We start from the raw sequence: 24,488 nt of genomic DNA, 5'->3' as shown, positions 1-24,488 counted from the left end.
GCGACGCTCCTCGACTCGACACGGCGGCCGGTGACCCGATCGCCACGTTCGAATCTAACTCAGCCTGTCCGACTCTCGACCGATCAGCCTCGCGGGTAGGGCCACGGATTGAATCGGCACGTCTTGCCGTCCATGGGCACGACGCCCGCCGGGTCCAGTCGCGCGATGTCGTCGTTGGACGTCCCGAACGTCTGCTGCATCATCACCGGGGCGAGCCCGCCGTCGGTCTCGCACGGTTGGTGCTGCTGATAACCGATCGCGTGGCCGACCTCGTGATTGATCTGGTACTGGCGGTACGAGCCGATGTCGCCCTGGAACGAGATCGCCCCGCGCACCCACCTCGGCTCGTTCAGCACCACTCGCTCGATGCCGGGGTTGTAGCAGGACACCTCGAGTTGGATGTCGTAGCCACAGGCCTGCCGGATCGACATCTGCGACGTCAGCGAAATCCTGAAGTCGGGATCGCCCTGATCGATTCGACGGAATCCGAACCGTGGGTCGTTCGTCCAACTCTTGGGGTTGGCGAGGGTCTGATCCACCAAGCGGCCGAACGACTCGTCGCCGCCGAACCCGACCGTGTCCACGCCGTCCTCGACCTCGACCGTGTAGGTGAACACCCGCTCGGTCCCCTGCCCCACCTGCTCGGTGGTGCCAGGCACGGTGTGCCACGTTCCGGCTCCCTGCACTGCGAACGGACCACCGTCGGGCAGCTCACCCGACGAGATCGACGCCGCGAAATTGCCGTCGGCCTGCGGCGGCACACCGATGATTCCGGTGCCCGACGTCGTATCCGAACTCAAGGTGCCGAATCCGGGATCGGCGTTGGTGGACTGCGCGACAGTGCCGGTGACGGGGTCACCGGTGCGCACGGCATCGAAGACGACGAGTGCGGTCACCACGATCAGAATCGGCACCGCGTACGCCCGCCATCCATAGGTGGACGCGAACTTTCCGAGCTTGCTCTGCTTCTTGACGTCGCGTTCCGGACGACGACTGCGCTGCTTGACCTCGCGTTGTGTCGGATCCCACTGAGCGCGGAGCGGTTGATGCGACCCGCGACTTCCCACTGTGCGTGGGTAGTCGTCCGACCGATCGTCGTACCCCTCGTCGACGCCGCCCGACTGCACACCACCGCGGATACGCGGCCCGCCTCGGTCAGTCACTCGCTCACGATCTCACAATCCTCACCGCCCGCCGCTCGGCACGCCGATACCGGGACGGGAACTATCGGGTTTCAGGTACGAAAACATCGTACGAACAAACCGCTCGACGTGATCCGGTATTGCTCACTTTCCGCAACGGTCCCCCAGGATCCCGTGAGTGAAGGCAGCCACGCGTATCGTTGCCCGTGATCTGCGCTACGAGCGGTCCGAACCGACGGCCACCCGCCGGAAGTTCATGCCGGACAGTTCGTTGTCGAACCAAGACGAGCGCAGTTGTCGACGCGGATGGGAACAGAATTCATGACAGATCTCGACGACCGGCGGTCTTCCGACCGGCCGGCCACCACCGGCAATCGCCGCAGCGCACGGTTGCCGCGCGATGCCCGTCGGGCGCAACTGCTCGCTGCTGCGAGCGAAATATTCGTGACCCGCGGATATCACGCGTCCGGAATGGACGAGATCGCCGAATGCGCGGGCGTCAGCAAGCCGGTCCTGTACCAGCACTTCCCCGGAAAGCTCGAGCTGTACCTGGCGGTGCTGCAGAGCTACGTGGACACTCTGATCGCAGGAGTACGCCAGGCCCTGCGCTCAACCACGGACAATCGGCAGCGCGTTCGTGCTGCGGTGCTGGCGTTCTACGACTTCGTCGACACCGACACTCAGGGATTCCGCCTGGTCTTCGAGTCCGATCTGATGGGCGACCCGCAGGTCAACTCTCGCGTCGAGCAGGCAACCGAAGCGTGTGTCGACGCCGTCTTCGACCTGGTTGCCCACGACTCCGGACTCGATCCCTACCGGGCCCGCGTGCTGGCCGTCGGTCTGGTCGGTGCAAGCCAGTTCACCGCTCGGTACTGGCTCGAGGCCGACCGGCCGATTTCCAAGGAAGACGCCGTCGACACCACGGTGTCGCTGGCCTGGGGCGGTCTGTCACACGTGCCCCTGCAGTCACCGTAGATACCGACCCACGAACGCAACACGCCCCTCACTCGATTCGAGTGAGGGGCGTGTCGTGCGTTCCGAGCAGTCTCAGGCGGTCGCGAATCCGACCTTCCGAGCATCGGACGGACCGATCTCGACGTACGACACCTTGGAAGCCTGGATCAAGAACTTGCGTCCCTTCTCGTCCTCCAACGACAGCACTCCGTCCTTACCGGCGAAGGCGGTCGATACGAGCGCTTCGACCTCGGCCGGGGACTGCGTGCTGTTCACGACGAGCTCACGGGAACTCTCCGAAACACCGATCTTGACCTCCACGGTCAACCTCCGAACTCTCGACAACTCTGCTCACGCCAGGCTAGTGCAGCGGCGTCGAACCAGACGCCCGACGCCCTGTGCTGTCAGCGAACACCGCCCTGTGCTGCCGGCGAACACCGGCCACAGCGGTCAGTCCAGTCCGAGTGAGGACATCCGTTCCGCGTGCTGCTCCTGCATGCGGTCGAACAGTGCGACGACACCGTTGAGGTCTCCCGACGCGGTGATGACGAGATCGGTCAGTGACTCGCGCCGCGCGAGCACGAACTGCGCCTGGGTGATGGCCTCGCCGAGCAGACGACGACCCCACAGCATCAGTCGCGCCTTCTCCTGCGAGCTCGCGCGAACCCGGTCGGACACCTCGTGCACCACGAACTCCGAGTGCCCGGTCTCGGCGAGCACGTCGCGAACGATCTCGGCCACGTCGGGGTCGAGACTGTGCGCGATCTGCCGGTAGAAATCGGCCGCGATGCCGTCTCCCACGTATGCCTTGACCAGTGACTCCAACCACGTCGACGGAGTCGTCGACTCGTGGTACTCGTCGAGGGCGCGAACGAACGGGTCCATCGAGGCGTAGACGTCGAGACCGCGGTCCGACAAGGCCTTCTGCAATGTCTCGAAATGGCTCATCTCTGCAGCCGCCATGCTCGCGAGCGCGACACGACCCTCCATGGACGGAGCCATCCGTGCGTCGTCCGCCAGGCGATAGAACGCAGATATCTCGCCGTATGCGAGCACCGCGAACAGATCCGGGATACCGGGGTGATCGTGCGCGATCGCCGGCTCGACTCGGTCCGACTCGATGAGCGTGGTGGGTGAAACAGAGGACGACGGCTCCGACGAATGGGCTCCCATGCGGCAATCGTAGTCCCGTGCCCGACGCCTCGTCTCGGCGCGCGCCGGACCCGCCGTGACCTGCCGACAATGGAGAAATCCGTTCGGCAAGCTACCATGGTGCTCGATCGTCGCTCGCGGACCGATGAAACGGACCGAAGAATCACGCGACGGTCATCGATAATGTGTGCGCACCTGATCCGGGTCGCCTCGACAGCTTCGCCGCAGCGGACATCGCAGTTCGCGGCCGCGCTGAGGCTGACGGCGACATCACATCGGATCGAGGGCATCGACTTCGGCCGGCAATAGGCCTATGCCCTTCCTCGTGCGCACGTTCGACCACGAGGAAGGCCAGTCCCCTGAGCAAGATAGTCATCGACCAAGAGTCCGACACCGGCGACACCACGCTGTCGGCGCAGCTGGACGACACGCACGTACCCCCCACTTTCGCCGAGCTGAACGTGGATCCCTCCATCGTTCGCGCGCTCTCCGAGATGGGAATCGAGCGCACGTTCGCCATCCAGGAGTTGACGCTGCCACTCGCCATCGCGGGCGACGACCTCATCGGTCAGGCACGCACCGGAATGGGCAAGACGTTCGGCTTCGGTGTTCCCCTGCTGCACCGACTCGCCACGGACAACTCCGGCACCTCCCCGCTCGACGGCACCCCCCGCGCCCTGGTGATCGTGCCGACCCGTGAACTGTGCGTTCAGGTCAGCTCCGACCTCGAGAACGCGTCCAAGTACCTCAGCGGCGCGAACGGTCCCGTCAAGGTGCTCTCCATTTACGGTGGCCGTCCGTACGAGGCGCAGATCAGCGCGCTGCAGAACGGCGTCGACGTCGTCGTCGGTACCCCGGGCCGTCTGCTCGACCTCGCCAAGCAGAACCACCTGATCCTCGGCAAGGTCGGGGTCCTGGTTCTCGACGAGGCCGACGAGATGCTCGACCTCGGGTTCCTCCCCGACATCGAACGCATCCTCGGCATGGTGCCCGACAAGCGTCAGACGATGCTCTTCTCGGCCACGATGCCGGGTCCGATCATCACCCTGGCCCGGACGTTCCTGACGCAGCCGACGCACATCCGCGCCGAAGAGGCCGAGTCCTCGGCCGTCCACGACCGCACCGCCCAGCACGTCTACCGGGCCCACGCCCTGGACAAGGTCGAGATGGTCGCCAAGGTCCTCAAGGCCGAGGGTCGCGGCGCGACGATGGTGTTCACCCGCACCAAGCGCACCGCCCAGAAGGTCGCCGACGAATTGGCCGAGCGCGGATATTCGGTCGGTGCCGTGCACGGCGACCTCGGCCAGGTCCAGCGTGAGAAAGCCCTCAAGTCGTTCCGAACGGGCAAGATCGACGTTCTGGTGGCGACCGACGTCGCAGCACGCGGTATCGACATCGACGACGTCACCCACGTCATCAACTACCAGTGCCCCGAGGACGAGAAGACCTACGTGCACCGCATCGGCCGCACCGGCCGTGCAGGACGCACCGGCATCGCGGTCACTCTGGTCGACTGGGACGACATCCCCCGTTGGCAGCTGATCGACAAGGCTCTCGATCTCGGCATGCCGGATCCGGTCGAGACCTACTCGAGCTCACCGCATCTGTTCACCGACCTCGGTATCGCCACCGACGCCACCGGCACCGTACGCAAGGCACCCTCGCGCGCCCCGGAGAAGACGGACGAAGACGGCGAGGCGACAGCAGCGCCTGCGGCCGACGCGTCGACGGCGACCAAGCCGCGCCGCTCGCGCAGTCGCCGTCGCACCCGCGCAGGTCAGGACGGCGACAACGCCGCCGCCACCTCCGTCGCATCGGCCGATTCCGCACCAGCCGCGAATTCGGTTGCCGAGCAATCGGATACGTCGGATGCGGGGTCCACAGGCACGGTGACGAAGACTGCTCCGCGCCGCCGCAGGCGTCGTCGCCCCAGTGGATCCTCCGCCGATGCCGGACCGTCGACTGCGAGCGCATCGGAGTAATCTCCCGCCGTGCTGGCTCCAGAACGTCGGACGAGAACCGACCTCGTCGTCGCCGCCGTCATCGCAGTGGTCGTGGTGGTTGCCGCGAGCATCGCGTGGTTCACCGGTGATGCTCGCGGAACTACATCGATGCCGGCCGACGAGCCACTGCCTCAGGCCGAACCCGCAGCCGCGGTGCCTACGGCGCTCACCGAATTGTGGCGCGCGCCGAGCGCAGCAACGGATTCGACGCGAACCCCGCTTCCTGTCGTCACCGGATCCACGGTGGTGACTGCGGACGGGGGCTCCGTCCTCGGCCGTGATCCACGGTCCGGTGAGCAATCCTGGTCGTACACACGCGATCTCCCGCTCTGCTCGGTGGTCGCGTCGTGGAACACCGCAGTCGCGGTCTACCGCGACGACCGCGGCTGCTCTCAGGTGACCGAACTCGACGGAGCAACCGGAGAACGCAAGGCACAACGCACATCCGACGCCGACGATGCGATCCGACTGTCCTCCGATGGCACGTACGTGACGTCGAGGGGCGACACCCGCATGGAGCTGTGGCGGTCGGACATGGTTCGCACCCTCGAATACGGTCGCGTCGATGCCCCGGTCAATCCGGGCAGTCAGCCCAGAACCGGGTGCACGCTGCTGTCCTCGGGGTCGACGAACGCACGGACGGCCGTACTGGAACAGTGCCCGGGAGAGACTGCGGCCCGATTGTCACTGATCAATCCAGCACCCAAGGACGCGAGCGAACCCGAGGAGTACGGGTCGACGGTGGTACCGGAACTCGTTCCCGGACCCGACGCACCGACTGCCGGGCGGATCATCGCGATCACGGGCAACATCGTCGCGCTGTACATCCCTGCGGAGAACGGCGCGCCCGACCGAGTGGGACTCTACGACGACACGGCCGCGAAGATATCCGAATTCATTCTCCCGGCCGTCTCCTCCGCTACCCGGGACTCTCCGAATGTGCCTGCGACGAAGGCAGGTTCGGTGCTCACCTGGTTCACCGGTGCGGGGGTCCAGGCGTTCGATGCCAACAGTCTCGGTCCTCTGTGGACCGTCCCCGGAGCGCTCGGAAGTGGAGCGGTCATGGCCGGCCGACTCCTCGTACCCGTGCCCGACGGCATCTCGGTGGTCGATCTCGCCACCGGCGCCTCGACGGCCGACATTCCGGTCGACCGAGGCGACTACGACGGACCGATACAGATGTCGGTGATCGGTGATGTGGTCGTCGAGCAACGCGGTTCCGACGTGGTCGCTCTCGGCTGACGCGCCGGCACGGGCCTCGGTCTACTCCGCCGGATCGTAGGTCTTCAGATCGGCTCCGCCGTCCCAGTACGCCAACAGATTCTCGGCGAGTTCTCGATAGGCCTGCGCGCCCTTGTTCTTTCGGCCCGAGAGTACCGTCGCGCCCGATGCACTGGCCTCGGCGAAGCGTACGGTTCGCGGAATCGGCGGCGCGAGAACCGGCATCGAATAGCGGTCCGAGACATCGCCGAGCACATCCCTGCTGTGCGTGGTGCGGGCGTCGAACAGTGTGGGAAGGGCACCGAGCAACGCCAGATCGGGGTTGGTGATCTGTTGTACCTCGGACACCGTTCGCAACAGCTGCCCGACCCCGCGATGCGCGAGAGTCTCGCACTGCAGAGGCACGAGCACCGACTGTGCGGCGGTGAGGCCGTTGAGGGTCAGCACTCCCAGCGACGGCGGACAATCGATGACGACGACATCGAAATCCTCGAGGATCGGTGCGAGCGCCCGCTTGAGTGCGAATTCGCGACCCGCACGCATCAGCAGCAACGCTTCCGCGCCGGCGAGATCGATCGTCGCCGGCAGCAGCACGATTCCTTCCGCGGTCTCGATCAGTACGTCCTCGACCTTGGCATCCCCGGTCAGCACTTCGTGGACCGAGGAATCGAGCTTGTCCGGGTTGTGTCCGAGCGAGAACGTCAGACAGCCCTGCGGATCGAGGTCGACCACCAGGACTCGTCGATCGAGAGCATGCAGCGCAGCCGCGAGCGAAGCCACCGTGGTGGTCTTGGCGACGCCGCCCTTCTGATTCGCTACCGCGAGAATTGTCGTCACGGCCCTGATCCTTGCCTACATCGAGCCGATGAGCGAGGGTTCGGCATCTCTCGGGCGCGTCAGTGCAGCGCGATCGGTGCCGCGGACCGCTCGGTCACGTGCTTCGTTCGGGGCAGGAAGAAGGCGGGAACGAACGTGAGGACGATCAGAACCAACGCAACCATGAAGGTGGTGCCGAAGGCCCTCGCCGAGATGTCGAAGGCCTCGACCTGGCTGGTCGCGGTCAGTGCGGGCTTCTGCTGAGCGGTCAGCACCACCGACATCAGCGCAGTACCGATCGACCCGGCTGCTTGCTGGACGATGTTCATCAACGTCGAGCCGCGTGCAACCGTCTCGTCGGTCAACGTCTGCAGAGCAGCCGTCATGATGGGCATCATCGTCGAACCGAGGCCCAGTCCCATGACGAACAGTGCGCCGATGAGCAGGGAGTACGAGGTGTCGGTGCCGACCTGCGTGAACACCGCCATTCCTGCGGTGATGAACACCATGCCCACCAGCACGATCCTGCCGGGACCGAACTTGTCGGCGATCACTCCGGCGATCGGCATCGCGATCATCGCGCCGATGCCCTGTGGTGCGAGCAGCAGCCCGGCGGTCAACGTCGTTTCGCCGCGAAGCAGGAAATAGCTTGGGAACAGCAGACCCGCGCCCATGAAGGCGACCATGAAGAGCGTCGTGGTGATCACGGCCACGGTCAGCGATCTGTTCCCGAACAGCCGTAGATCGATCAGGGGATGCTGCACGCGCAGGGCATGGAATACGAACAGGACGATCAGCACGAGCCCGACGATGACCGGGACCAGCACCTTGACCGCGAGAACGGTTTCGGTTTCGACGACCGAGGACGCGCCGTAGAGGAACAGTGCCAGGCCGGGCGAGAGCATCAGCATGCCGCGGAAATCGAAGGACTCGGACGGAGTCGGGTTGTCCTTGGGGAAGATCATCACGGCCGCGATCAGGGCGAGGATGCCGATCGGCAGGTTGATGAGGAAGATCCAGTGCCAGCTCGCTGCCTCGATCAGCCAGCCGCCCAGGATGGGCCCTGCGATCGGCCCGATGAGCATCGGTACACCCAGCACGGCCATCACGCGACCGATCCGCTCCGGGCCGGCGGCGCGCGTCATGATCGTCATGCCCAGTGGCATCAACATGCCACCGCCGAGTCCCTGCAGCACTCGGAAGACGATGAGCGACGTGATGTCCCAGGCGAAGCTGCACAGCACCGAACCGAGAACGAACAGCACCAACGCAGTGATGTAGAGGCGCTTGGTTCCGAACCGATCGGCAGCCCACCCGGTCAGCGGTATGACGGTGGCCAGGGCGAGCGTGTAGCCCGTCATCGTCCATGCGGCGTTGGCGTAGGTGGTGTCGAAGACGTCGGTGAACGTTCGGAGCGCGACGCTGACGACGGTGACGTCGAGTATGGACATGATGGCCCCGAGCACAACCACCCCGGCGATCTTCAACAATGCGCCGTCGAGCTTCTCCGGTGCATCGGACGACGCGGGCTTCTGCAGGTCGGTCATGGTTCTCCAGGTCGATGAGAAGGAGCTGTGAGGCGGGCCGGGGCGCACGACGGGCAGTGCTGCGTCGCCCGAGAGGGGGGAAGATTCGAGACGAATGTAACCGGCCGGTAGGTCTGTACTCAATCGACAAATCGGACACATCCGTAGGCCACCTATGACAAGGGCCACATTCGTACGGCAGGCATGATCGTTGCATGACCACACACGGCGGCGTCGAGGCAGGCAGAGTCGTTCTACTCCGACACGGCGAGACCGAATGGGCGCTGGCCGGTAAGCACACCGGCAACACCGACGTTCCTCTCACGAGTACCGGCGAGCAACAGGCCGTCGAGGCCGGATCGCTCCTCCGACTACTGAACCTGCGCGATCCCTTGGTGATCACCAGTCCGCGCGAGCGCGCCCGTCGAACAGCCGAGCTCGCGGGCCTGCAGGTCGATCGAACGTGGGATTCGTTGTCGGAGTGGGACTACGGCGACTACGAGGGCATCACGTCGACGCAGATCCACGAGACGGTGCCGCACTGGACCGTCTGGACTCATCCGTGTCCGGGTGGTGAGTCCATCGGCGACATCGCCGTGCGCGTCGAACTGGTGCTCTCGGTCGTTCTGCCGTTGTTGAGCGGCCGCGACGTCGTGCTGGTCGGCCACGGCCACTTCTCGCGTGCACTGATCGCCGGCTGGACCGAGGCCCCCATCACCGAGGGCAAACGCTTCGCCCTCTCGCCCGCCGCGTACTCGTTGCTGGGATTCGAGCATTCGTTTCGCCAGCTCGTCGCACACAACGTGCACCCTTCGATTCTCACCGCTGCCACGGCACCGAAAGGAAACCCACGATGATTCGCCGCGCCACGGAGGCCGATGTTCCCGCCATCACCGCTCTCGTGCACGAGCTCGCCGCCTACGAGAAGTCGTCCTCGCTGTGCACCGTCCGAGACGAGCAGCTTCGCTCTGCGCTGTTCGGAGCTCAGCCGTCCGTGTTCGCGCACGTCGCCGAGCACGAGGGGACTGTGGTGGGGTGCGCGCTGTGGTTCTTGAACTTCTCCACGTGGGACGGAGTCAACGGAATCTATCTGGAGGATCTCTACGTGCAGCCCGCTGCGCGAGGAGGAGGCTTCGGAACCGCCCTGCTCGCCGCGTTGGCCGCCGAGTGCGTCGATCGGGGGTACACGCGGTTGGCCTGGTCGGTTCTGGACTGGAACACTCCGTCGATCGGCTTCTACCGATCGCTCGGGGCAGAGCCACAGGACGAGTGGACCACGTTCCGCCTGACCGAGGATGCATTGGCCGACCTGGCGATTCAGGCGCGTTGAACGACTACGTCACCGGAGGTCGTCGTCGACGTCGCTGTACTCGGCGGCCATCCACCGGGAGGACGGCGGGCTGAACAGCAACACGAGCACGCCGACGACCACGACTCCGAGGGCGACGCCGTAGACGGTCTGATGCGATCCGGTCAACAGCGACCACACGACGGGCAGCAGCAGGAGCTGTACGACGGTGGCGATGGATCGTCCCCAGCGTTTTCCGAGGAAGAGGGCCACGCCTGCCGCCCCGACTCCGATGCCCAGGACGCCGAACCACCCCGCGGTGCCGTACCCGTTGGCCACGGCGTTGTCCCCTTCTCCGGAGAACGCTCGGACGAGCAGGACGATCGCGGCCACCAACGACGCCGCGCCCTGCGCTGCGACGAGCGCCCCGGCGGATCGAAACGTGGCCGGCGGGGTGAGGTTCTCGGGTGAGGTGGACACGCGACCAGCCTAGGCAACCGGGAGTGAAGCCCGCGGAACGACCCTGGGCCGAGAGTGGAGCCTGCGGAACGACCCAGGTGACCGGAGTGAAGCCCGCGGAACGACCCAGGTGACCGGAGTGGAGCCTGCGGAACGACCCGGTTAGTGTCAGTCCTCGTGCGTGCGCTGCTGATCGTCAATCCCAATGCGACTTCTACGACGGCTGCGGCTCGGGATCTGTTGGCTCATGCGTTGTCGAGCCGGGTGCGGGTGACCGTTGCGCAGACGACCCATCGTGATCATGCGTCGGAGCTTGCTCGGGGTGCCCGTGAGGACGGGATGGGCCTGGTGATCGTTCACGGTGGTGACGGGACGGTCAACGAGGTGATCAACGGTTTGCTCGGGGTGCCGTTGCCGACCTCGATGCAGGCTGTGACGATCGGTGCGATTCCGCCGATCGCGGTCGTTCCCGGCGGTAGTGCGAATGTGTTCGCTCGTTCGCTCGGTATCGAGGCGGATCCGGTGGCGGCGACGAATCAGTTGATCGGGCTGCTCGATGCGCGGGCGCGACGGACGATCGGGTTGGGGCACTGCGACAATCGTTGGTTCACGTTCAATGCGGGCATGGGTCTGGATGCCGACGTGTGTCGGGCGATCGATGCCAGTCGTAAGGATGGCAAGCCGGTGTCCGCGACGCGCTATCTGCGGTCGGCGGTGCAGGAGTTCTTCAAACACAAGCGGCGGCCGGCTCGGTTGACGGTGGAGGTTCCGGGTCGGGATCCGTTCGAGGGTGTGCATTATGCGTTCGTGTCGAATTCGAGTCCGTGGACGTATTTGAACGCCAGGCCGGTGCACACCAATCCGGGTACCGGTTTCGATTCGGGTCTGGGAGTGTTCGGCATGCGCTCGACTGCGTTGTTCCCTACCTTGCGGGTGTCTCGCCAGTTGCTTGCGAAGGGTGCAGAACCGAAGTCTCGCAAGCTGATTCGAATCGACGATGTGCCGAGTGTCAGAATCTCCTCGACAGAGCCGGTCGGTTTGCAGATGGACGGGGACTACTTGGGCGAACGCACCGAGGCCGAGTTCTTCTCCACTCCCGACGCTCTGGAAGTGGTTGCGCCGAGCATGTGAGGGTCGCAGACATAGAGCCCCTACTGCGACGCAGAGCGCACTTTCTGTGAAATCACGAGCGAAATCTGCTCACTCGGGGTACAAAGGAGCGCAGAAGGCTAAAGCGAGCCTAACAGAGTGAGCTTGACCACGGTCACGCGCGTACCCCTTGACTTCACCTGAGTTCGTGAAAGCATTCACAAGCAACAGTGCGGAAACATTGGTTACCCACTCGTGAACAGAAGAGAAACGAAACGGCGCTTCGGCGCCCGGTAAGGAGCAGAGGATGGACTGGCGCCACAAGGCTATTTGTCGCGATGAAGATCCGGAACTATTTTTCCCGGTGGGAAACAGTGGTCCGGCGCTCGCGCAGATCGCCGATGCCAAAGTCGTCTGTACTCGGTGCCCCGTCACCGCTGAATGCCTGTCCTGGGCACTCGAATCCGGCCAGGATGCAGGAGTATGGGGCGCAATGAGTGAAGACGAGCGCCGTGCACTCAAGCGACGCAACGCACGTACGCGCGCACGCAGCTCCGTCTAGGACGCTTACGCAGCAATCAGCAGGGCCCGGTATCCACCAAGCGGATACCGGGCCTTCTGCGTTCCTCGGACCTTCTGTGTTCCACGGGCCGTCGACGAGCGCGTTACGCACTGTTCACAGAACGTGCATCAGGGCCTCGGCACCCGCCGTCCCAGAGGAACCCTCAACATCGCGTCGGTTCCCCCACCCGCCGACGGATGCAGACCGAGCGATCCGTTCAGTTCCACCGACACGAGCGTGCGCACGATCTGCAGCCCGAGACCCTCCGAGCGTTCCAAGGAGAACCCTGGGGGCAACCCACGCCCGTCGTCGTGGATGACCACGTCCAGCCACTTCGCGGACCGGTCGGCTCCGATTCGGACGACACCGGCCGACCCGGCGTCGAATCCGTGCTCCATCGCGTTCTGCACCAGCTCGGTGAGGACCATCACCAAGGGCGTCGCCCGTTCGGCCGAGAACACTCCGAGTTTGCCCTCGCGCACCACTCGAACCCGCGGATTGACCGTCGCCACGTCCAACATGATCGGCACCAGACGATCGACGATCTCGTCGAGGTCCACTTCCTCGTCCACCGACATCGACAGCATTTCGTGCACGAGTGCAATGGACGTCACCCGACGGACCGACTCGGACAACGCCGTCCGCGCTTCCTCGTTCTCGAGTCGCCGCGACTGCAAGCGCAACAATGCCGCCACCGTCTGCAGGTTGTTCTTCACTCGATGATGGATCTCCCGGATCGTCGCATCCTTGCTGAGCAGAGCACGATCGCGTCGCTTCACCTCCGTGACATCGCGGATCAGCACTGCCGCACCGGCCGACCTCCCCCTGGGCTGCAGAGCCAGCGTGCGCACCAGAACGGTGGCACCACGTGCGTCGACCTCCATCCGGTGGCCCACGTTGCCGCTGAGCGACGACCTGATGTGGTCGGACACCTCCTGTGAGTCGAAAGGGTCCGTGACCAGAGACCGGGTGACCGAGGCCAGATCTCGACCGGACAACTCCGTCGTCAACCCCATCCGGTGGTACGCCGAGAGCGCATTGGGACTGGCGTAGTCCACCCGGCCCTCGGTGTCGACGCGGATGAATCCGTCGCCTGCCCGCGGGGACGAGTTCACATCGGTGCGCTCCTCCGGGGTGGGAAAGGTCCCCTCACTGATCATCAGACACAGGTCGTCGGCACATTCTCGATACGCCACCTCGAGCGCGCTCGGCGGTCGCAGCTGGGCGGGATTGGTGTCGCGGGTCAGCACCGCGATGACGTGCTCTCCGCAGCGCACCGGAATGCTCTCGGTCCGCGTCACCACTCCTCCGTGCACGATTTCCCGCTGCTGCAGCGCGACCATCACGTCGGGGTGCTCGGATTCGGAGATCGTCGTTCCCACGATGTCGTGAGTGAAGACCGTGGGCGCGGTGGTCGGCCGGCACTGGGCCACACACAGTACATCCGCGGTTCCACTGGACACGTCGTCGGTGCCGACCCACAGCAGCACGTCGGCGAACGACAGGTCGGCCAGCAGCTGCCACTCGCCTACGACGCGTTGAAGGTGGTCTACCGCGACGCCGGGAAGGTCCGTGTGTTCGGCCAGAAGGTCACTGAGGGTCGACACGAGATCTCACGTGACCGTTGCTCAGGAGACGACGGCGATGAGGTCGCCCTGCTGAATGACGTCGCCGACAGCGACGTCCACCGACGTGACCGTCCCGGAGGTCTCGGCCAGCACGGGAATTTCCATCTTCATCGATTCCAGGATCACGAGGGTGTCACCGACTTCGACGGCGTCGCCTCGGGCCACGACCACCTGAAACACCGTCGACACCATCTCCGCGCGAACGTCCTCGGACATCGGCGAACCCCTCTCTCACGTCACCACGAACTGCGCTGGACACCCATCGGAGACCAGGCCCGTCACAGTAAGCCAATCACACGTGGGAGACTGTAGTGAACAAACGAGAGGAGCCCATCATGGGAAAGCGTGGACGTAAGAAGCGTGCTCGTAAGGGCAACAAGGCCAACCACGGCAAACGTCCGAACAGCTGACGGTTTGCCACAAGCCGCGAGGGGCCGAGAAGCAACTGCTTCTCGGCCCCTCGTCGTTGTACGACCTGCGACTACTCGGAGTCGGTCTGGCGAATCAACACGGTTCGTCGAATCTCGACGCTGAGTCGTTCGCGCAGCCCGGCGGGTGCCTGGTCTCCCCCGCACTTGCGCGAGATCAGCCGCTTGACCTTCTCTTCGATTCCGTAGGCCTCGAAGCAGGATCCGCATTCGTCGATGTGCTTCTGCAGACGGGACCGGCTCGCCTCGTCGCATTCGTTGTCGAGCATCACCCATACGTCCGCGATCACTGCCGAGCAGTCGAGGCGCTCGAACTGTGCGTCGCCGTCGGCTCCGCCGTCGATCTTTCCGGTGCCCGTCACTGGACTACCTCCTGCTCGTGCCGGTCGACTGCGCCGTCCCGGTTGAAACCTCGCTCACGCGCGACCCCAGCCAGCAGGCCCCGCAGTTGCTTGCGTCCGCGGTGCAGACGCGACATCACCGTGCCGATGGGAGTGCCCATGATCTCGGCGATCTCCTTGTACGGGAACCCCTCGACGTCGGCGTAGTACACGGCCATCCGAAACTCTTCGGGAAGGGACTGCAACGCTGCTTTGATGTCGTCGTCCGGCAGCGCGTCCAGGGCCTCGACCTCGGCGGACCGCAGGCCCGTCGACGTGTGCTCGGCGGTGGCGGCGAGCTGCCAGTCACTGATCTCGTCGGTCGGGTACTGAGCGGGCTGACGCTGCTTCTTGCGGTAGGAGTTGATGTAGGTGTTGGTGAGAATTCGGTACAGCCACGCCTTGAGGTTCGTGCCCTCACGGAACGATCGGAACGCCGAGTAGGCCTTCACGAACGTCTCCTGAACCAGGTCCTCGGCGTCGGCCGGGTTACGCGTCATTCGTAGAGCTGCGCCGTAGAGCTGATCGAGCATCGGCAACGCGTCGCGCTCGAAGCGCTCGGTCAACTCTGCCTCGGTCTCGGCAGCTCTGCGCTCCGCGATCGCCTTCTCGTCGTCCACGTCAGCGACGGGATTGCTGGCTTCTGTCACGCTGATCCCTTCGATAGCTTCCACCGCCCAGGCTACCGCGCCCGAAGTCGACGTCTGCGAAGAGATCACCCCCTTCAACGCGAGGGGCCGTCCCGCGGTCAGCACTGCCATTCGTCATTCCTTCCGCCTGCATGCGTATCTGTTGTTGCACAACACGGCGTCGCGCCGCCGTGTTCCCGCCGGGTCGCTAGAGTCCCGTGAATGGCTGCGTCCACACCCGCTCTCGCGCTGCTCACCGCACGAAAGGTGGCCCACACCGTGCATTCGTACGATCACGATGCACGGGCGCAGTCCTACGGCGAGGAGGCGGCACAGATCCTCGTCGACAGGCTCGGCGTTCGTCCCGAACAGGTCTTCAAGACTCTCGTCGTCGAACGAGCGGATCGCACGCTGGCGGTGGCCATCGTCCCGGTGACCGCGATGCTTTCGCTCAAGGCCGCGGCCGCCGCTCTGTCCACCCGAAAGATCACCATGGCCGACAGGGCTGCCGCCGAACGCTCCTCCGGGTACGTCTTCGGCGGTATCTCACCTCTCGGCCAACGCAAATCCCTGCCGACCGCGATCGACGTCTCGGCCCTCGATTTCGAGACGATTCTGTGCAGTGGAGGTCGACGCGGGCTGGAGATCGAACTCGCACCAGCCGATCTGGTCCGACTCACACGCGCTACATCAGCGCCCATCGCCGCGCGCTGATCCCGAATGAGAGAAGATGGACGGGTGAGCAATTGGACAGCCCCCGCCGCCGTCGCACCCGTCGACGCGACAGTCACTCTGCCCGGATCGAAATCGATCACCAATCGCGCACTGATCATCGCCTCGCTCGCCACCGGTTCCTCGACGATCACCGGTGCCCTGCGCAGCCGTGACACCGATCTGATGATCGACGCCCTGGCAACCTTGGGTATCGAGATCGTCGCCGCGGACGACGACAAGACGGCGTTGCGTGTGACTCCGGCACCGCTGCACGCAGGAGCCGTGGAGTGCGGACTGGCGGGCACCGTCATGCGCTTCGTGCCGCCCCTGGCTGCGCTCGCCGCAGGCGAGGTGTCGTTCGACGGCGACGAGCAGGCACGTATCCGTCCGCTCGACACGATCCTCGACGCTCTTCGCGCGGTGGGGGCCGAGATCGACGGCAGCGCGCTGCCGTTCACGATGCGCGGCACCGGCTCGCTGCGCGGCGGATCCGTCGACATCGACGCCTCCGGCTCCTCGCAGTTCGTCTCCGGTCTGATGCTCTCCGCGGCGGCATTCGACGAGGGAATCGAAATCCACCACATCGGCAAGCCCGTTCCGTCCATGCCGCACATAGACATGACCGTGGACATGTTGCGGCGGGCCGGGGTGCGCGTGGACACCCCCGAGACCGGTGGAGACGCGAACACCTGGCGGGTGCACCCGGGTCCGGTCGCACCCATCGAGTGGAGCATCGAGCCGGACCTGTCCAACGCCACCCCCTTCCTCGCTGCAGCGGTGGTGACGAAAGGCCGAGTGCGCGTACCGAATTGGCCCGAATCGACCACTCAGCCCGGCGACGTCTTCCGCGAGATACTCGCGCTGATGGGAGCTCGGGTCGACCTCACAGCAGGAATTCTGACTGTCGAGGGCCCGGATACGTTGCACGGCATCGACTTCGATCTCCACGATGTCGGCGAGCTGACGCCGACGGTCGCGGCACTGGCCGCACTGGCCGAAGGGCCGTCGATTCTGCGCGGCATCGCCCACCTGCGCGGCCACGAGACCGACCGACTCGCTGCACTGACAACCGAGATCGTTCGACTGGGTGGGAGCGCGGTCGAAACCGACGACGGCATCCGAATCGATCCGGTACCGCTGCACGGAGGAGTCTGGCACTCCTACGCCGACCACCGCATGGCCACCGCAGGCGCGATCATCGGACTGCGTGTACCCGGCGTGGAAGTGGACGACATCGGCACCACCGCCAAGACCCTCCCCGGCTTCGAGATGCTGTGGGACGCAATGTTGTCCGCATCCACACCCAGTGGGGTCGGCTCCTGACCGCGCGCCGGTACGACGAGTCCGACGTTCGTATCCGACCGGGCAAGAGTTCGCGTCCACGCACCAAGACTCGACCCGAACACAACGACGCCGAAGCAGGCATGGTGGTCTCGGTCGACCGCGGCAGATGGGGCTGCGTCCTCGGCGGCGACCCGTCTCGTCCGGTTGTGACCATGCGCGCCCGTGAGCTCGGTCGAACTCCGATCGTGGTGGGAGACGAGGTCGGTATCGTCGGAGATCTGTCGGGCAAGGTCGACACTCTGGCCCGAATAGTGCGCGTGGCCGAGCGGCGCACGGTGTTGCGTCGCACCGCCGACGACACCGACCCGTTCGAGCGCGTGGTTGTGGCCAACGCGGACCGACTGCTCATCGTCGCGGCGCTCGCGGACCCACCGCCTCGCACCGGCTTCGTCGAGCGCGCACTCGTGGCCGCGTACGTCGGTGGACTCGAACCCGTTCTGTGCCTGACCAAGAGCGATCTGGCCGACCCCGAAGAATTCACCGCGGCCTTCGCCGATCTCGACGTACCGGTGGTGCTGGCAGGTCAGTCCGAGGACCTCACGGAGCTGACCGCCATGCTCACCGACAACGTGACCGCTCTCATCGGGCATTCGGGCGTCGGAAAGTCCACGCTCGTCAACAGATTGGTGCCCGACGCCTATCGCGCCACCGGAGTGGTCTCGGGCGTCGGGAAGGGTCGTCACACCTCGACGCAGTCGGTGGCGCTACCGCTGCCCGGCGGCGGTTGGGTGGTCGACACTCCCGGCATCCGGTCGTTCGGCCTGGCGCACATCTCCCCCGAGAACGTCGTCGCAGCGTTCTCCGATCTGGCCGATACGATCGAGAACTGTCCGCGAGGATGCACACATCTCGGCCCACCGGCAGATCCCGAATGCGCCCTCGACTCACTCACCGGAGATCCGGCCCGTCGCGTCGCGGCCGTGCGCCTGCTCCTCGAGGCCGTTCGAACGAACGAAGCCTGGTAGCAACGAATTCCGTTCCGGAACAGGTTGCCACCAGGCTCGAACTCGGCGGAGGGCTTACGCGGCCCTACCGACCAGCCGACGAATTCCCTTGCGCTTCTTCGTTTCTGCGATGGCAGTGCGCAGACCACGACGCTTGCCGGTCTCGGGATCGACGGTGAACAGGCCGGCGGGAGCATCGGCCCACTTGCGCTCCGACGCGGTCTCGGGGGCGTCGTCGCTCGTTGCCTTCAAGTACTTGTTGGGCAGCGACAGCTTCGCGATGGTGCGCCACGACAGGAAGTACTGGTGCACGATCGAACCGGTCGTGTAAGGCAGGTCGTACTTCTCTGCCAGTTCGAGCACTCGAACCTTGATCTCCCGCAGGCGGTTGCTGGGGAGGTCAGGGAACAGGTGGTGCTCGATCTGGTAGCACAGGTTGCCGCTCATGAACTCCATGACGGGACCGGCATTGAAGTTCGCGCTGCCGAGCATCTGACGCAGGTACCACTGGCCCTGAGTCTCGCCCTCCATGTCGGACTTGGTGAACTTCTCGGCACCGTCCGGGAAGTGTCCGCAGAAGATGACGGTGTTGGTCCACACGTTGCGCATCATGTTGGCGACGATGTTCGCGGTCAACGTGCTCTTCCAGGCGGGACCGGTCAGCAACGGATGGAGGATGTAATCCTTGCCGATCTGCTTTCCGACCTTCTCGAGCACCTCACGCCGCTTCTGCTCGAATTCCTCGCGCGGCACCCGGCCCTTGGCCACCTTGCCCAGTTCGAGGTGCTGAAGCGCCACACCGTACTCGAAGAACAACTGCAGCAGCAGGTTGTAGACGGGGTTGCCGATGTTGAAGGGCTTCCACCGCTGATCGCGGGTGACGCGGAGCAGACCGTAGCCGACGTCGTCGTCCATGCCCAGCACGTTTGTGTACTTGTGGTGGATGTAGTTGTGCGTCTGCTTCCAGTGAGCCGACGGCCCCGTGTTGTCCCACTCCCACGAGGTGGAGTGGATCTCCGGGTCGTTCATCCAGTCCCACTGGCCGTGCATGACGTTGTGGCCGAGCTCCATGTTCTCGATGATCTTCGCAACCCCGAGCATGGCGGTGCCGACGAGCCACGCGGGACGCCGGCGACTGGCGAAGAGCACGGCCCGGCCACCGATGTCGAGGGATCGCTGCAAGCGAATGGTGTTCTTGACGTACCGGGCGTCGCGTTCACCGCGGGACGCTTCGATGTCACGCCGGATGGAGTCGAGCTCGTGGCCCAACGCCTCGATGTCGGCATCGGTCAGATGCGCGTATTCTTTGACGTCCGTAATCGCCATGGGAAACAACCTCCTGGCAGTCGTGAACACACAGCTCGCGTATCAGGCCATGTGCAATTCCGTCACCTACCGTATCGTAACTTACGGTCCCGTAGGTTACGAGCGGAAATCTGTGTGACGATTCACAACGGAACGCGGTCACCCGAGCGTCGGAGAGCTTTGGCCTGACGCTTGGCTTCCTTTTTCGCGTTGCGCAAGCTCACGCGCGCCTCCTGCATTGCCGAACGCAGGCCTCGACGCTGCCCGGTGAGCGGATCGATCCGGAGCGCATGGACGGCGGGCGAATCGCCGACCCGCCATCGCCGCTCGGACGACGTCTCGGGAGCGTTGTCGGACGTAGCGCGCAACCACGAGTCGGGCAGCGACAACTTGTGGATGGTCCGCAGCGCCAGCAGGTACTGCTTGCCGAGCGACCCCGTGGTGTAAGGCAAGTCGTACTTCTCGCACAGAGCGTGCACCTTCTCGGCGATCTCCGAGTACCTGTTGCTCGGCAGGTCCGGGAACATGTGGTGCTCGATCTGGTAGCAGAGGTTGCCGCTCATGAACGCCATGACGGGACCGGCCTCGAAGTTCGCACTGCCCAGCATCTGACGCAGGTACCACTCGGGCCGTGTCTCGGTCTCGAACTGGCCGATCGTGAACTTCTCTGCTCCGTCGGGGAAGTGACCGCAGAAGATCACCGCGTACGCCCACAGATTCCGGACCAGGTTGGCGGTGGCGTTGGCGGTCAACGTGGACTTCCACGCCGGGCCGGACAATGCCGGGAACAGGACGAAGTCCTTACCGACCTGCTTGGCGATCTTGCGGGCGAAGGCGCGGCTCGCCGGAGACTTCAGCAGACCCTTCTCGTCCTCGCCGTCCAGCTGCTTCTGCGCGTCGTAGTCGTGCAGTGCGATGCCCCACTCGAAGGTGGTGGCCAGCACGATGTTGGCGAGCGGCTGAACGAGGTTGATCGGCTTCCACGGCTCGTCGCGGGTCATGCGCAGGATGCCGAAGCCGATGTCGTCGTCCATGCCGACGATGTTGGTGTACGTGTGGTGCGAGTAGTTGTGAGCGCGTTTCCACTGCTCCGACGGTCCGGTCTGGTCCCACTCCCACGAGGTGGAGTGAATTTCCGGATCGTTCATCCAATCCCACTGCCCATGCATCACATTGTGGCCGAGCTCCATGTTCTCGATGATCTTGGCGACACTGAGCATCGCCGTACCTGCGATCCAGGCCGGCCGATACTTGCTGCCGAGCAGCACCGCGCGGCCACCGAGCTCGAGCAGCCGCTGCAGCCTGATGGTCCGACGGATGTATGCGGCATCGCGCTCGCCGCGGCTGTCTTCGACGTCTCGACGAATCGCATCCAGTTCACGACCGAACGCTTCCATGTCCGCTTCGCTGAGATGAGCGAACTCTTTGATGTCGGTGATGGCCACCGGGTCCTCCAACAGTTGAGTGCAGTGCCCGAAATTCGGGTTTCGACGTGGGCAACCTACGTGAGCGTAACCGAACAGCCTGAGAAGGCTGTGTGCGAAAAACAGACCTACAGTTCCAATGTGCAGTCGCCCGCAGCTGCAGAAATGCACGTCTGGACGCGATCGCCTTCGCTGTGTTCCTTGCCGGATCGCAGGTCGATCACATGCCCTGCCGTCAACGGCACCACACACGTCTGGCAGATACCCATCCGGCAACCGAACGGCATCTGAACTCCGACGTTCTCGCCGGCCTCGAGCAGACTGGTCGCACCGTCGACGGTGGTCTTCTTGTCCGACTTGGAGAACGTGACGGTACCGCCTGCACCCGAGGTGTCGGCTCGAGAGATCTCGAACCGCTCCAGATGAAGCCGGTCCTCGATACCCTCACGCTTCCAGGTCTTCTCGATCTCCTCGAGCAGTGCTGCCGGGCCGCACGCCCAGGTGTCGCGCGTGCGCCAGTCGGGATAGAGCTCGTCGAGCGAGGCGAGCGCGAACTTGCCGTCCGATCGAGTCAGCTGCACGTGCGAGGTGAAGTTGGGATGAGACTTCTCCAGCGCGGCGATCTCGGCGGCGAACATGACTTCGTCCTCGGTGGGTGCCGAGTGGATGTGCACGGTGTCGGGCATGTCGCCGTGCCGGTCCAATGCCCGCAGCATCGAGATGATCGGGGTGATGCCGCTGCCTGCGGTGACGAACAAGATCTTGTTCGGCGGCGGCACGGGCAGCGCGAAATTGCCCTTCGGGGCGGCCAGCCGAACGATGGTTCCCTGTGGCACACCGCCGACGAGGTGCGAGGAGAGGAAGCCCTCCGGCATCGCCTTGACGGTGATGGAGATCAGCTTGTCTTCCCAGTTCGGTGGGGAGGTCAACGAGTAGGAGCGCCAGTGCCATCGCCCGCCGAGGTGCAACCCGATCCCGATGTACTGGCCGGGCCGGTAGTCGAAATTGAAGCCCCAACCCGGCTGGATCACCAGGGTCACCGCCGTGGCGGTTTCCTTCTCCACTCGCACGATGCGACCGCGGAGTTCGCGTGCCGACCAGAGAGGATTCGCCAGATGCAGGTAGTCGTCGGGCAACAAGGGAGTGGTGATGCGGGTGAACGCACCACGCACCATGTTCAACCTCGGACGCCTGGGGGCCGATACACCGGCCGCCGGAGCCTCCAGCCACTTCTTCAGATCCATCGGGTGTTCCATCCCCTCGATCGAGATACTGAACCGCTTGCGGTCATCGAGGTTACGCTACCGTAGGTTCGGGTCCGGGAACACCTGTGCCGGTGTGAATCGTGGGCGAACGAACACGGCGGAGTCACAGCAGTTCGAGCAGAAACGACAACTCTTGCGGGGCATACCAGGCGAGGGTGTGATCCTCGGCGTCTCCGAGCACGAACTCCGCGTCCGCGTCACCCATGTCCGCGGCATCGACCGCAGCGACGGCCTTGGCGACCGCCGATTCGGCCCCTTCGAGATCGACATGGACCGACGCGACCTGATCCATCCGCAACGGTTCCTTCAGCCGCACGACGGCATCGTCCAAGTCGGGGCGCAGAGTGGGATCGTCGACATCGGCCGCGATCACCGCCCGCCGGTACACCACCCCATCGGCGACCGTCCCGGTGTCGTTCTCGTCGTCGACTGCCGCGGCGATCAGTCGCAGAGAGGCCCGAGCGGCCTCCCCCATCGCCACCTCGGAGAGCTCCTCGTCGTCGCCGGACGAGTACGCCTCACGCAGCGTCGGTGTCACCGCGAAGGCCGTGCGCGAGACCGGGCTGAACTCACCCTCCGCCGACAGCACTCTCAAGAACTCCAGCGTCGCCGGAACGTAGACACGCATTGCAGAAGACCTCACACTCTCGATTCGTTACTGGCGTCGACCAACTCTTCCAGCGCCTCGTGCAGAAGCGCCGTGACGACATCCACATCGGGCATGGCACCACGGTCTGCATTGAGCCCGAAGAACACGTAACCGTCGTAGGACGTCAACCCGATGCTCATCGCCTGGTTTTCGAACAGCGGCGACACCGGATACATCTCGAGCATGCGCGCACCGCCCACGTACAGCGGGAACTGGGGCCCGGGGGCGTTGGTGACGATCAGATTGAACACCCGCTGAGACAGCCGACTGCCCGCTCGCGCGCCCATCGCATGCAGGCTCGCAGGCGCGAATCCGGAGATCCGCATCAGTGTCTGTGCGGTGACGCCTCGACTCTGCTTGGCGTGCGCCTCGGTGGCGTGCGCGATGTGCGAGAGCCGCACCACGGCATTCGATTCACCGACGGGTAGGTCGACGAGAAACGACGAGACCTCGCTGCGATCTTCCTCGGCAGGCTCGACCGGCCCGGCCGCCTCTCCGAAACCGACCCGATCAGCCGAGACGTACACCGACATCGGCACCATGGCCCGCACCGTCGAGGACGCCGTGACGGGCTCGCCCCGCGAGAGCAACCAATTGCGCAGTGCCCCGGTGACGACAGCGAGCACCACGTCGTTGATCGAGCAGTCGAACCTGTTGTGGATTCTGCGGTAGTCGGCGAGCTCGGTCTTGGCCACCGCGAATCTGCGGTTTCGGGAGATCGGGGCGTTCAGTGGACTCGACGGTGCGCTCTGGGTCGCGGTGCGCAGCACCGCCGCGACCTTCGCTGCCGCCCGCAAGGCTTCACCCGCTACACCGGCAGCGCCGTGGACCGCGCCGCGCAGGGCCTCGACGCTCTCCCCCGGACGTACCACCAACTCGGTCAACGCATCGATGACCAACGCCGAATCCTTGGGCTCGCGCGCAGGCATCCAGAGTTCCTCGGCCATCGGCGGCGGATTCTTGCTCGCATCCAGAATGACCTGACCGATGTCGAGAGCGTGTTCGCCGTCGACCAGCGCCGAGTGGGACTTGGTGAAGACGGCGAAGCGATTCTTCGACAACCCCTCGACCAGGTACATCTCCCACAGCGGCCGAGTGCGATCGAGTGGGCGCGAGGTCAACCGCGCGATCAGATCGTGCAACTGATCGTCCGAACCCGGCTTCGGTAGTGCCGAACGACGGATGTGGTAGGTGATGTCGAAATCCGCGTCGTCGACCCACACCGGCCTGGCCAGACCGAAGGCGACCTCACGCACCTTCTGCCGGTACCGAGGAACCAATGCCAATCGTTGCTCGACCAACGACAGCAGACGGTCGTAGCTGAAACCACTGCGCGGAGTCCGGAAGATGGCGAGCGACCCGAGGTGCATGGGGCTACTACTGGCCTCGAGAAAATAGAACGACGCATCCTGCGCTGTCAGCCTGGTCGCCATCGCGTGTTCCAGTCCCCGTCCTCGCGTGAAGTACGCGCCGATTCCTGTGGCCGAGCGCGCGGTGTGCTCGAACCTAGAGTACGTGGCGGAAGATTGCCGGTCTCGGGGTCGGTCGAGGACCGTGTCGCGTGAT

At 64.8% G+C, this 24,488-nt stretch carries 26 protein-coding genes; 11 read left to right on the top strand and 15 right to left on the bottom strand.

The annotated features are described in order from the left end of the window. Positions 1-83: 83 nt before the first annotated feature. Positions 84-1,163, bottom strand: a complete 1,080-nt coding sequence (locus CH302_RS04765) for a DUF3152 domain-containing protein (protein WP_037189873.1) — start codon at positions 1,161-1,163, stop codon at positions 84-86. Positions 1,164-1,463: 300 nt separating this feature from the next. Between CH302_RS04765 and CH302_RS04760 the strand changes: the two genes are divergently transcribed. After that, positions 1,464-2,117 carry a TetR/AcrR family transcriptional regulator gene (locus CH302_RS04760; RefSeq protein ID WP_037190243.1) on the top strand — a complete coding sequence of 218 codons (654 nt, stop codon included), beginning with the start codon at positions 1,464-1,466 and terminating at the stop codon, positions 2,115-2,117. Between the two features lie 72 nt (positions 2,118-2,189). Here CH302_RS04760 and CH302_RS04755 read toward each other — a convergent pair whose 3' ends face one another. Both CH302_RS04755 and CH302_RS04750 read right to left on the bottom strand, forming a co-directional pair. Further along, on the bottom strand, positions 2,190-2,417 hold the full coding sequence (locus tag CH302_RS04755) for a DUF3107 domain-containing protein (RefSeq protein WP_032397679.1): 228 nt from the start codon (positions 2,415-2,417) through the stop codon (positions 2,190-2,192). 129 nt (positions 2,418-2,546) lie between these two features. After that, positions 2,547-3,269: a ferritin-like fold-containing protein gene (locus CH302_RS04750; RefSeq protein ID WP_037189874.1), complete on the bottom strand. Its 723-nt coding sequence runs from the start codon at positions 3,267-3,269 to the stop codon at positions 2,547-2,549. 440 nt (positions 3,270-3,709) lie between these two features. On the opposite strand from CH302_RS04750, the gene CH302_RS04745 reads away from it, so the two are divergent. Next, positions 3,710-5,230 carry a DEAD/DEAH box helicase gene (locus tag CH302_RS04745; RefSeq protein WP_230596229.1) on the top strand — a complete coding sequence of 507 codons (1,521 nt, stop codon included), beginning with the start codon at positions 3,710-3,712 and terminating at the stop codon, positions 5,228-5,230. Positions 5,231-5,239: 9 nt separating this feature from the next. Continuing rightward, on the top strand, positions 5,240-6,493 hold the full coding sequence (locus CH302_RS04740) for an Rv3212 family protein (protein ID WP_037189875.1): 1,254 nt from the start codon (positions 5,240-5,242) through the stop codon (positions 6,491-6,493). Positions 6,494-6,514: 21 nt separating this feature from the next. Here the strand turns inward: CH302_RS04740 and CH302_RS04735 are convergent, their stop codons facing one another. Together CH302_RS04735 and CH302_RS04730 are read right to left on the bottom strand one after the other, a co-directional pair. Beyond that, positions 6,515-7,309, bottom strand: coding sequence for a ParA family protein (locus tag CH302_RS04735; RefSeq protein WP_037189876.1), 795 nt, complete (start codon positions 7,307-7,309; stop codon positions 6,515-6,517). A gap of 59 nt (positions 7,310-7,368) precedes the next feature. Next, complete coding sequence (locus CH302_RS04730) at positions 7,369-8,835, bottom strand: DHA2 family efflux MFS transporter permease subunit (RefSeq protein ID WP_037189879.1); 1,467 nt, start codon at positions 8,833-8,835, stop codon at positions 7,369-7,371. 194 nt (positions 8,836-9,029) lie between these two features. Between CH302_RS04730 and CH302_RS04725 the strand changes: the two genes are divergently transcribed. Beyond that, entirely contained in the window at positions 9,030-9,671 is a 642-nt protein-coding gene (locus tag CH302_RS04725) for an acid phosphatase (protein ID WP_052047540.1), read from the top strand. After that, positions 9,668-10,144 (top strand): GNAT family N-acetyltransferase, encoded by a 477-nt coding sequence (locus CH302_RS04720; RefSeq protein WP_037189882.1) that lies wholly within the window; start codon positions 9,668-9,670, stop codon positions 10,142-10,144. Before CH302_RS04725 ends, CH302_RS04720 begins: the two co-directional genes overlap by 4 nt. Positions 10,145-10,153: 9 nt before the next feature. Here CH302_RS04720 and CH302_RS04715 read toward each other — a convergent pair whose 3' ends face one another. Further along, positions 10,154-10,582 carry a hypothetical protein gene (locus CH302_RS04715; RefSeq protein WP_037189885.1) on the bottom strand — a complete coding sequence of 143 codons (429 nt, stop codon included), beginning with the start codon at positions 10,580-10,582 and terminating at the stop codon, positions 10,154-10,156. A 156-nt stretch (positions 10,583-10,738) separates the two neighbouring features. Between CH302_RS04715 and CH302_RS04710 the strand changes: the two genes are divergently transcribed. Further along, on the top strand, positions 10,739-11,692 hold the full coding sequence (locus CH302_RS04710) for a diacylglycerol/lipid kinase family protein (RefSeq protein ID WP_037189888.1): 954 nt from the start codon (positions 10,739-10,741) through the stop codon (positions 11,690-11,692). A 265-nt stretch (positions 11,693-11,957) separates the two neighbouring features. Next, complete coding sequence (locus tag CH302_RS04705; RefSeq protein ID WP_032366305.1) at positions 11,958-12,212, top strand: WhiB family transcriptional regulator; 255 nt, start codon at positions 11,958-11,960, stop codon at positions 12,210-12,212. 128 nt (positions 12,213-12,340) lie between these two features. On the opposite strand, the gene CH302_RS04700 is transcribed toward CH302_RS04705, so the two are convergent. After that, entirely contained in the window at positions 12,341-13,819 is a 1,479-nt protein-coding gene (locus CH302_RS04700; protein WP_037189891.1) for a sensor histidine kinase, read from the bottom strand. A gap of 21 nt (positions 13,820-13,840) precedes the next feature. Then, complete coding sequence (locus CH302_RS04695; protein ID WP_037189892.1) at positions 13,841-14,056, bottom strand: biotin/lipoyl-binding carrier protein; 216 nt, start codon at positions 14,054-14,056, stop codon at positions 13,841-13,843. Positions 14,057-14,175: 119 nt separating this feature from the next. Here CH302_RS04695 and CH302_RS30970 point away from each other — a divergent pair, with 119 nt between their 5' ends. Then, positions 14,176-14,250, top strand: a complete 75-nt coding sequence (locus CH302_RS30970; protein WP_370878772.1) for a 50S ribosomal protein bL37 — start codon at positions 14,176-14,178, stop codon at positions 14,248-14,250. 71 nt (positions 14,251-14,321) lie between these two features. Here the strand turns inward: CH302_RS30970 and rsrA are convergent, their stop codons facing one another. Together rsrA and CH302_RS04685 are read right to left on the bottom strand one after the other, a co-directional pair. Then, on the bottom strand, positions 14,322-14,630 hold the full coding sequence (rsrA, locus tag CH302_RS04690) for a mycothiol system anti-sigma-R factor (protein ID WP_255137416.1): 309 nt from the start codon (positions 14,628-14,630) through the stop codon (positions 14,322-14,324). Then, positions 14,627-15,409 carry a sigma-70 family RNA polymerase sigma factor gene (locus CH302_RS04685; RefSeq protein WP_094649894.1) on the bottom strand — a complete coding sequence of 261 codons (783 nt, stop codon included), beginning with the start codon at positions 15,407-15,409 and terminating at the stop codon, positions 14,627-14,629. The genes rsrA and CH302_RS04685 overlap by 4 nt, the downstream gene beginning before the upstream one ends. A gap of 90 nt (positions 15,410-15,499) precedes the next feature. On the opposite strand from CH302_RS04685, the gene ybaK reads away from it, so the two are divergent. Genes ybaK through rsgA form a run of 3 tightly spaced genes read left to right on the top strand, consistent with a single transcriptional unit; the run spans position 15,500 to position 18,300 of the window. Further along, complete coding sequence (ybaK, locus tag CH302_RS04680; RefSeq protein ID WP_037189898.1) at positions 15,500-15,991, top strand: Cys-tRNA(Pro) deacylase; 492 nt, start codon at positions 15,500-15,502, stop codon at positions 15,989-15,991. Between the two features lie 6 nt (positions 15,992-15,997). Further along, the gene (gene aroA / locus CH302_RS04675; protein ID WP_037189899.1) at positions 15,998-17,314 is read left to right on the top strand and encodes a 3-phosphoshikimate 1-carboxyvinyltransferase; all 1,317 of its coding nucleotides are present in this window, start codon (positions 15,998-16,000) and stop codon (positions 17,312-17,314) included. After that, complete coding sequence (rsgA, locus tag CH302_RS04670) at positions 17,266-18,300, top strand: ribosome small subunit-dependent GTPase A (protein ID WP_170946052.1); 1,035 nt, start codon at positions 17,266-17,268, stop codon at positions 18,298-18,300. The genes aroA and rsgA overlap by 49 nt, the downstream gene beginning before the upstream one ends. A gap of 54 nt (positions 18,301-18,354) precedes the next feature. Here rsgA and CH302_RS04665 read toward each other — a convergent pair whose 3' ends face one another. From CH302_RS04665 to CH302_RS04645, 5 genes are all read right to left on the bottom strand, one after another. Further along, positions 18,355-19,605: a fatty acid desaturase family protein gene (locus tag CH302_RS04665; protein WP_037189901.1), complete on the bottom strand. Its 1,251-nt coding sequence runs from the start codon at positions 19,603-19,605 to the stop codon at positions 18,355-18,357. A 122-nt stretch (positions 19,606-19,727) separates the two neighbouring features. Next, the gene (locus CH302_RS04660; protein WP_037190253.1) at positions 19,728-21,029 is read right to left on the bottom strand and encodes a fatty acid desaturase family protein; all 1,302 of its coding nucleotides are present in this window, start codon (positions 21,027-21,029) and stop codon (positions 19,728-19,730) included. Between the two features lie 107 nt (positions 21,030-21,136). Next, on the bottom strand, positions 21,137-22,252 hold the full coding sequence (locus CH302_RS04655) for a ferredoxin reductase (protein WP_037190255.1): 1,116 nt from the start codon (positions 22,250-22,252) through the stop codon (positions 21,137-21,139). Between the two features lie 124 nt (positions 22,253-22,376). Further along, a complete protein-coding gene (locus CH302_RS04650; RefSeq protein ID WP_037189902.1) occupies positions 22,377-22,901 on the bottom strand; it encodes a DUF6912 family protein in 525 nt (174 codons plus the stop codon). Positions 22,902-22,912: 11 nt separating this feature from the next. After that, the gene (locus CH302_RS04645; RefSeq protein WP_037189903.1) at positions 22,913-24,355 is read right to left on the bottom strand and encodes a WS/DGAT/MGAT family O-acyltransferase; all 1,443 of its coding nucleotides are present in this window, start codon (positions 24,353-24,355) and stop codon (positions 22,913-22,915) included. Between the last annotated feature and the right edge of the window lie 133 nt (positions 24,356-24,488).

Origin of the sequence: Rhodococcus sp. 15-2388-1-1a (genome assembly GCF_002259145.1) — a bacterium.
Lineage (GTDB): Bacteria > Actinomycetota > Actinomycetes > Mycobacteriales > Mycobacteriaceae > Rhodococcoides.
Note: the sequence above shows the minus strand (reverse complement) of the source record. Positions and strands in the feature narration are given on the sequence as shown.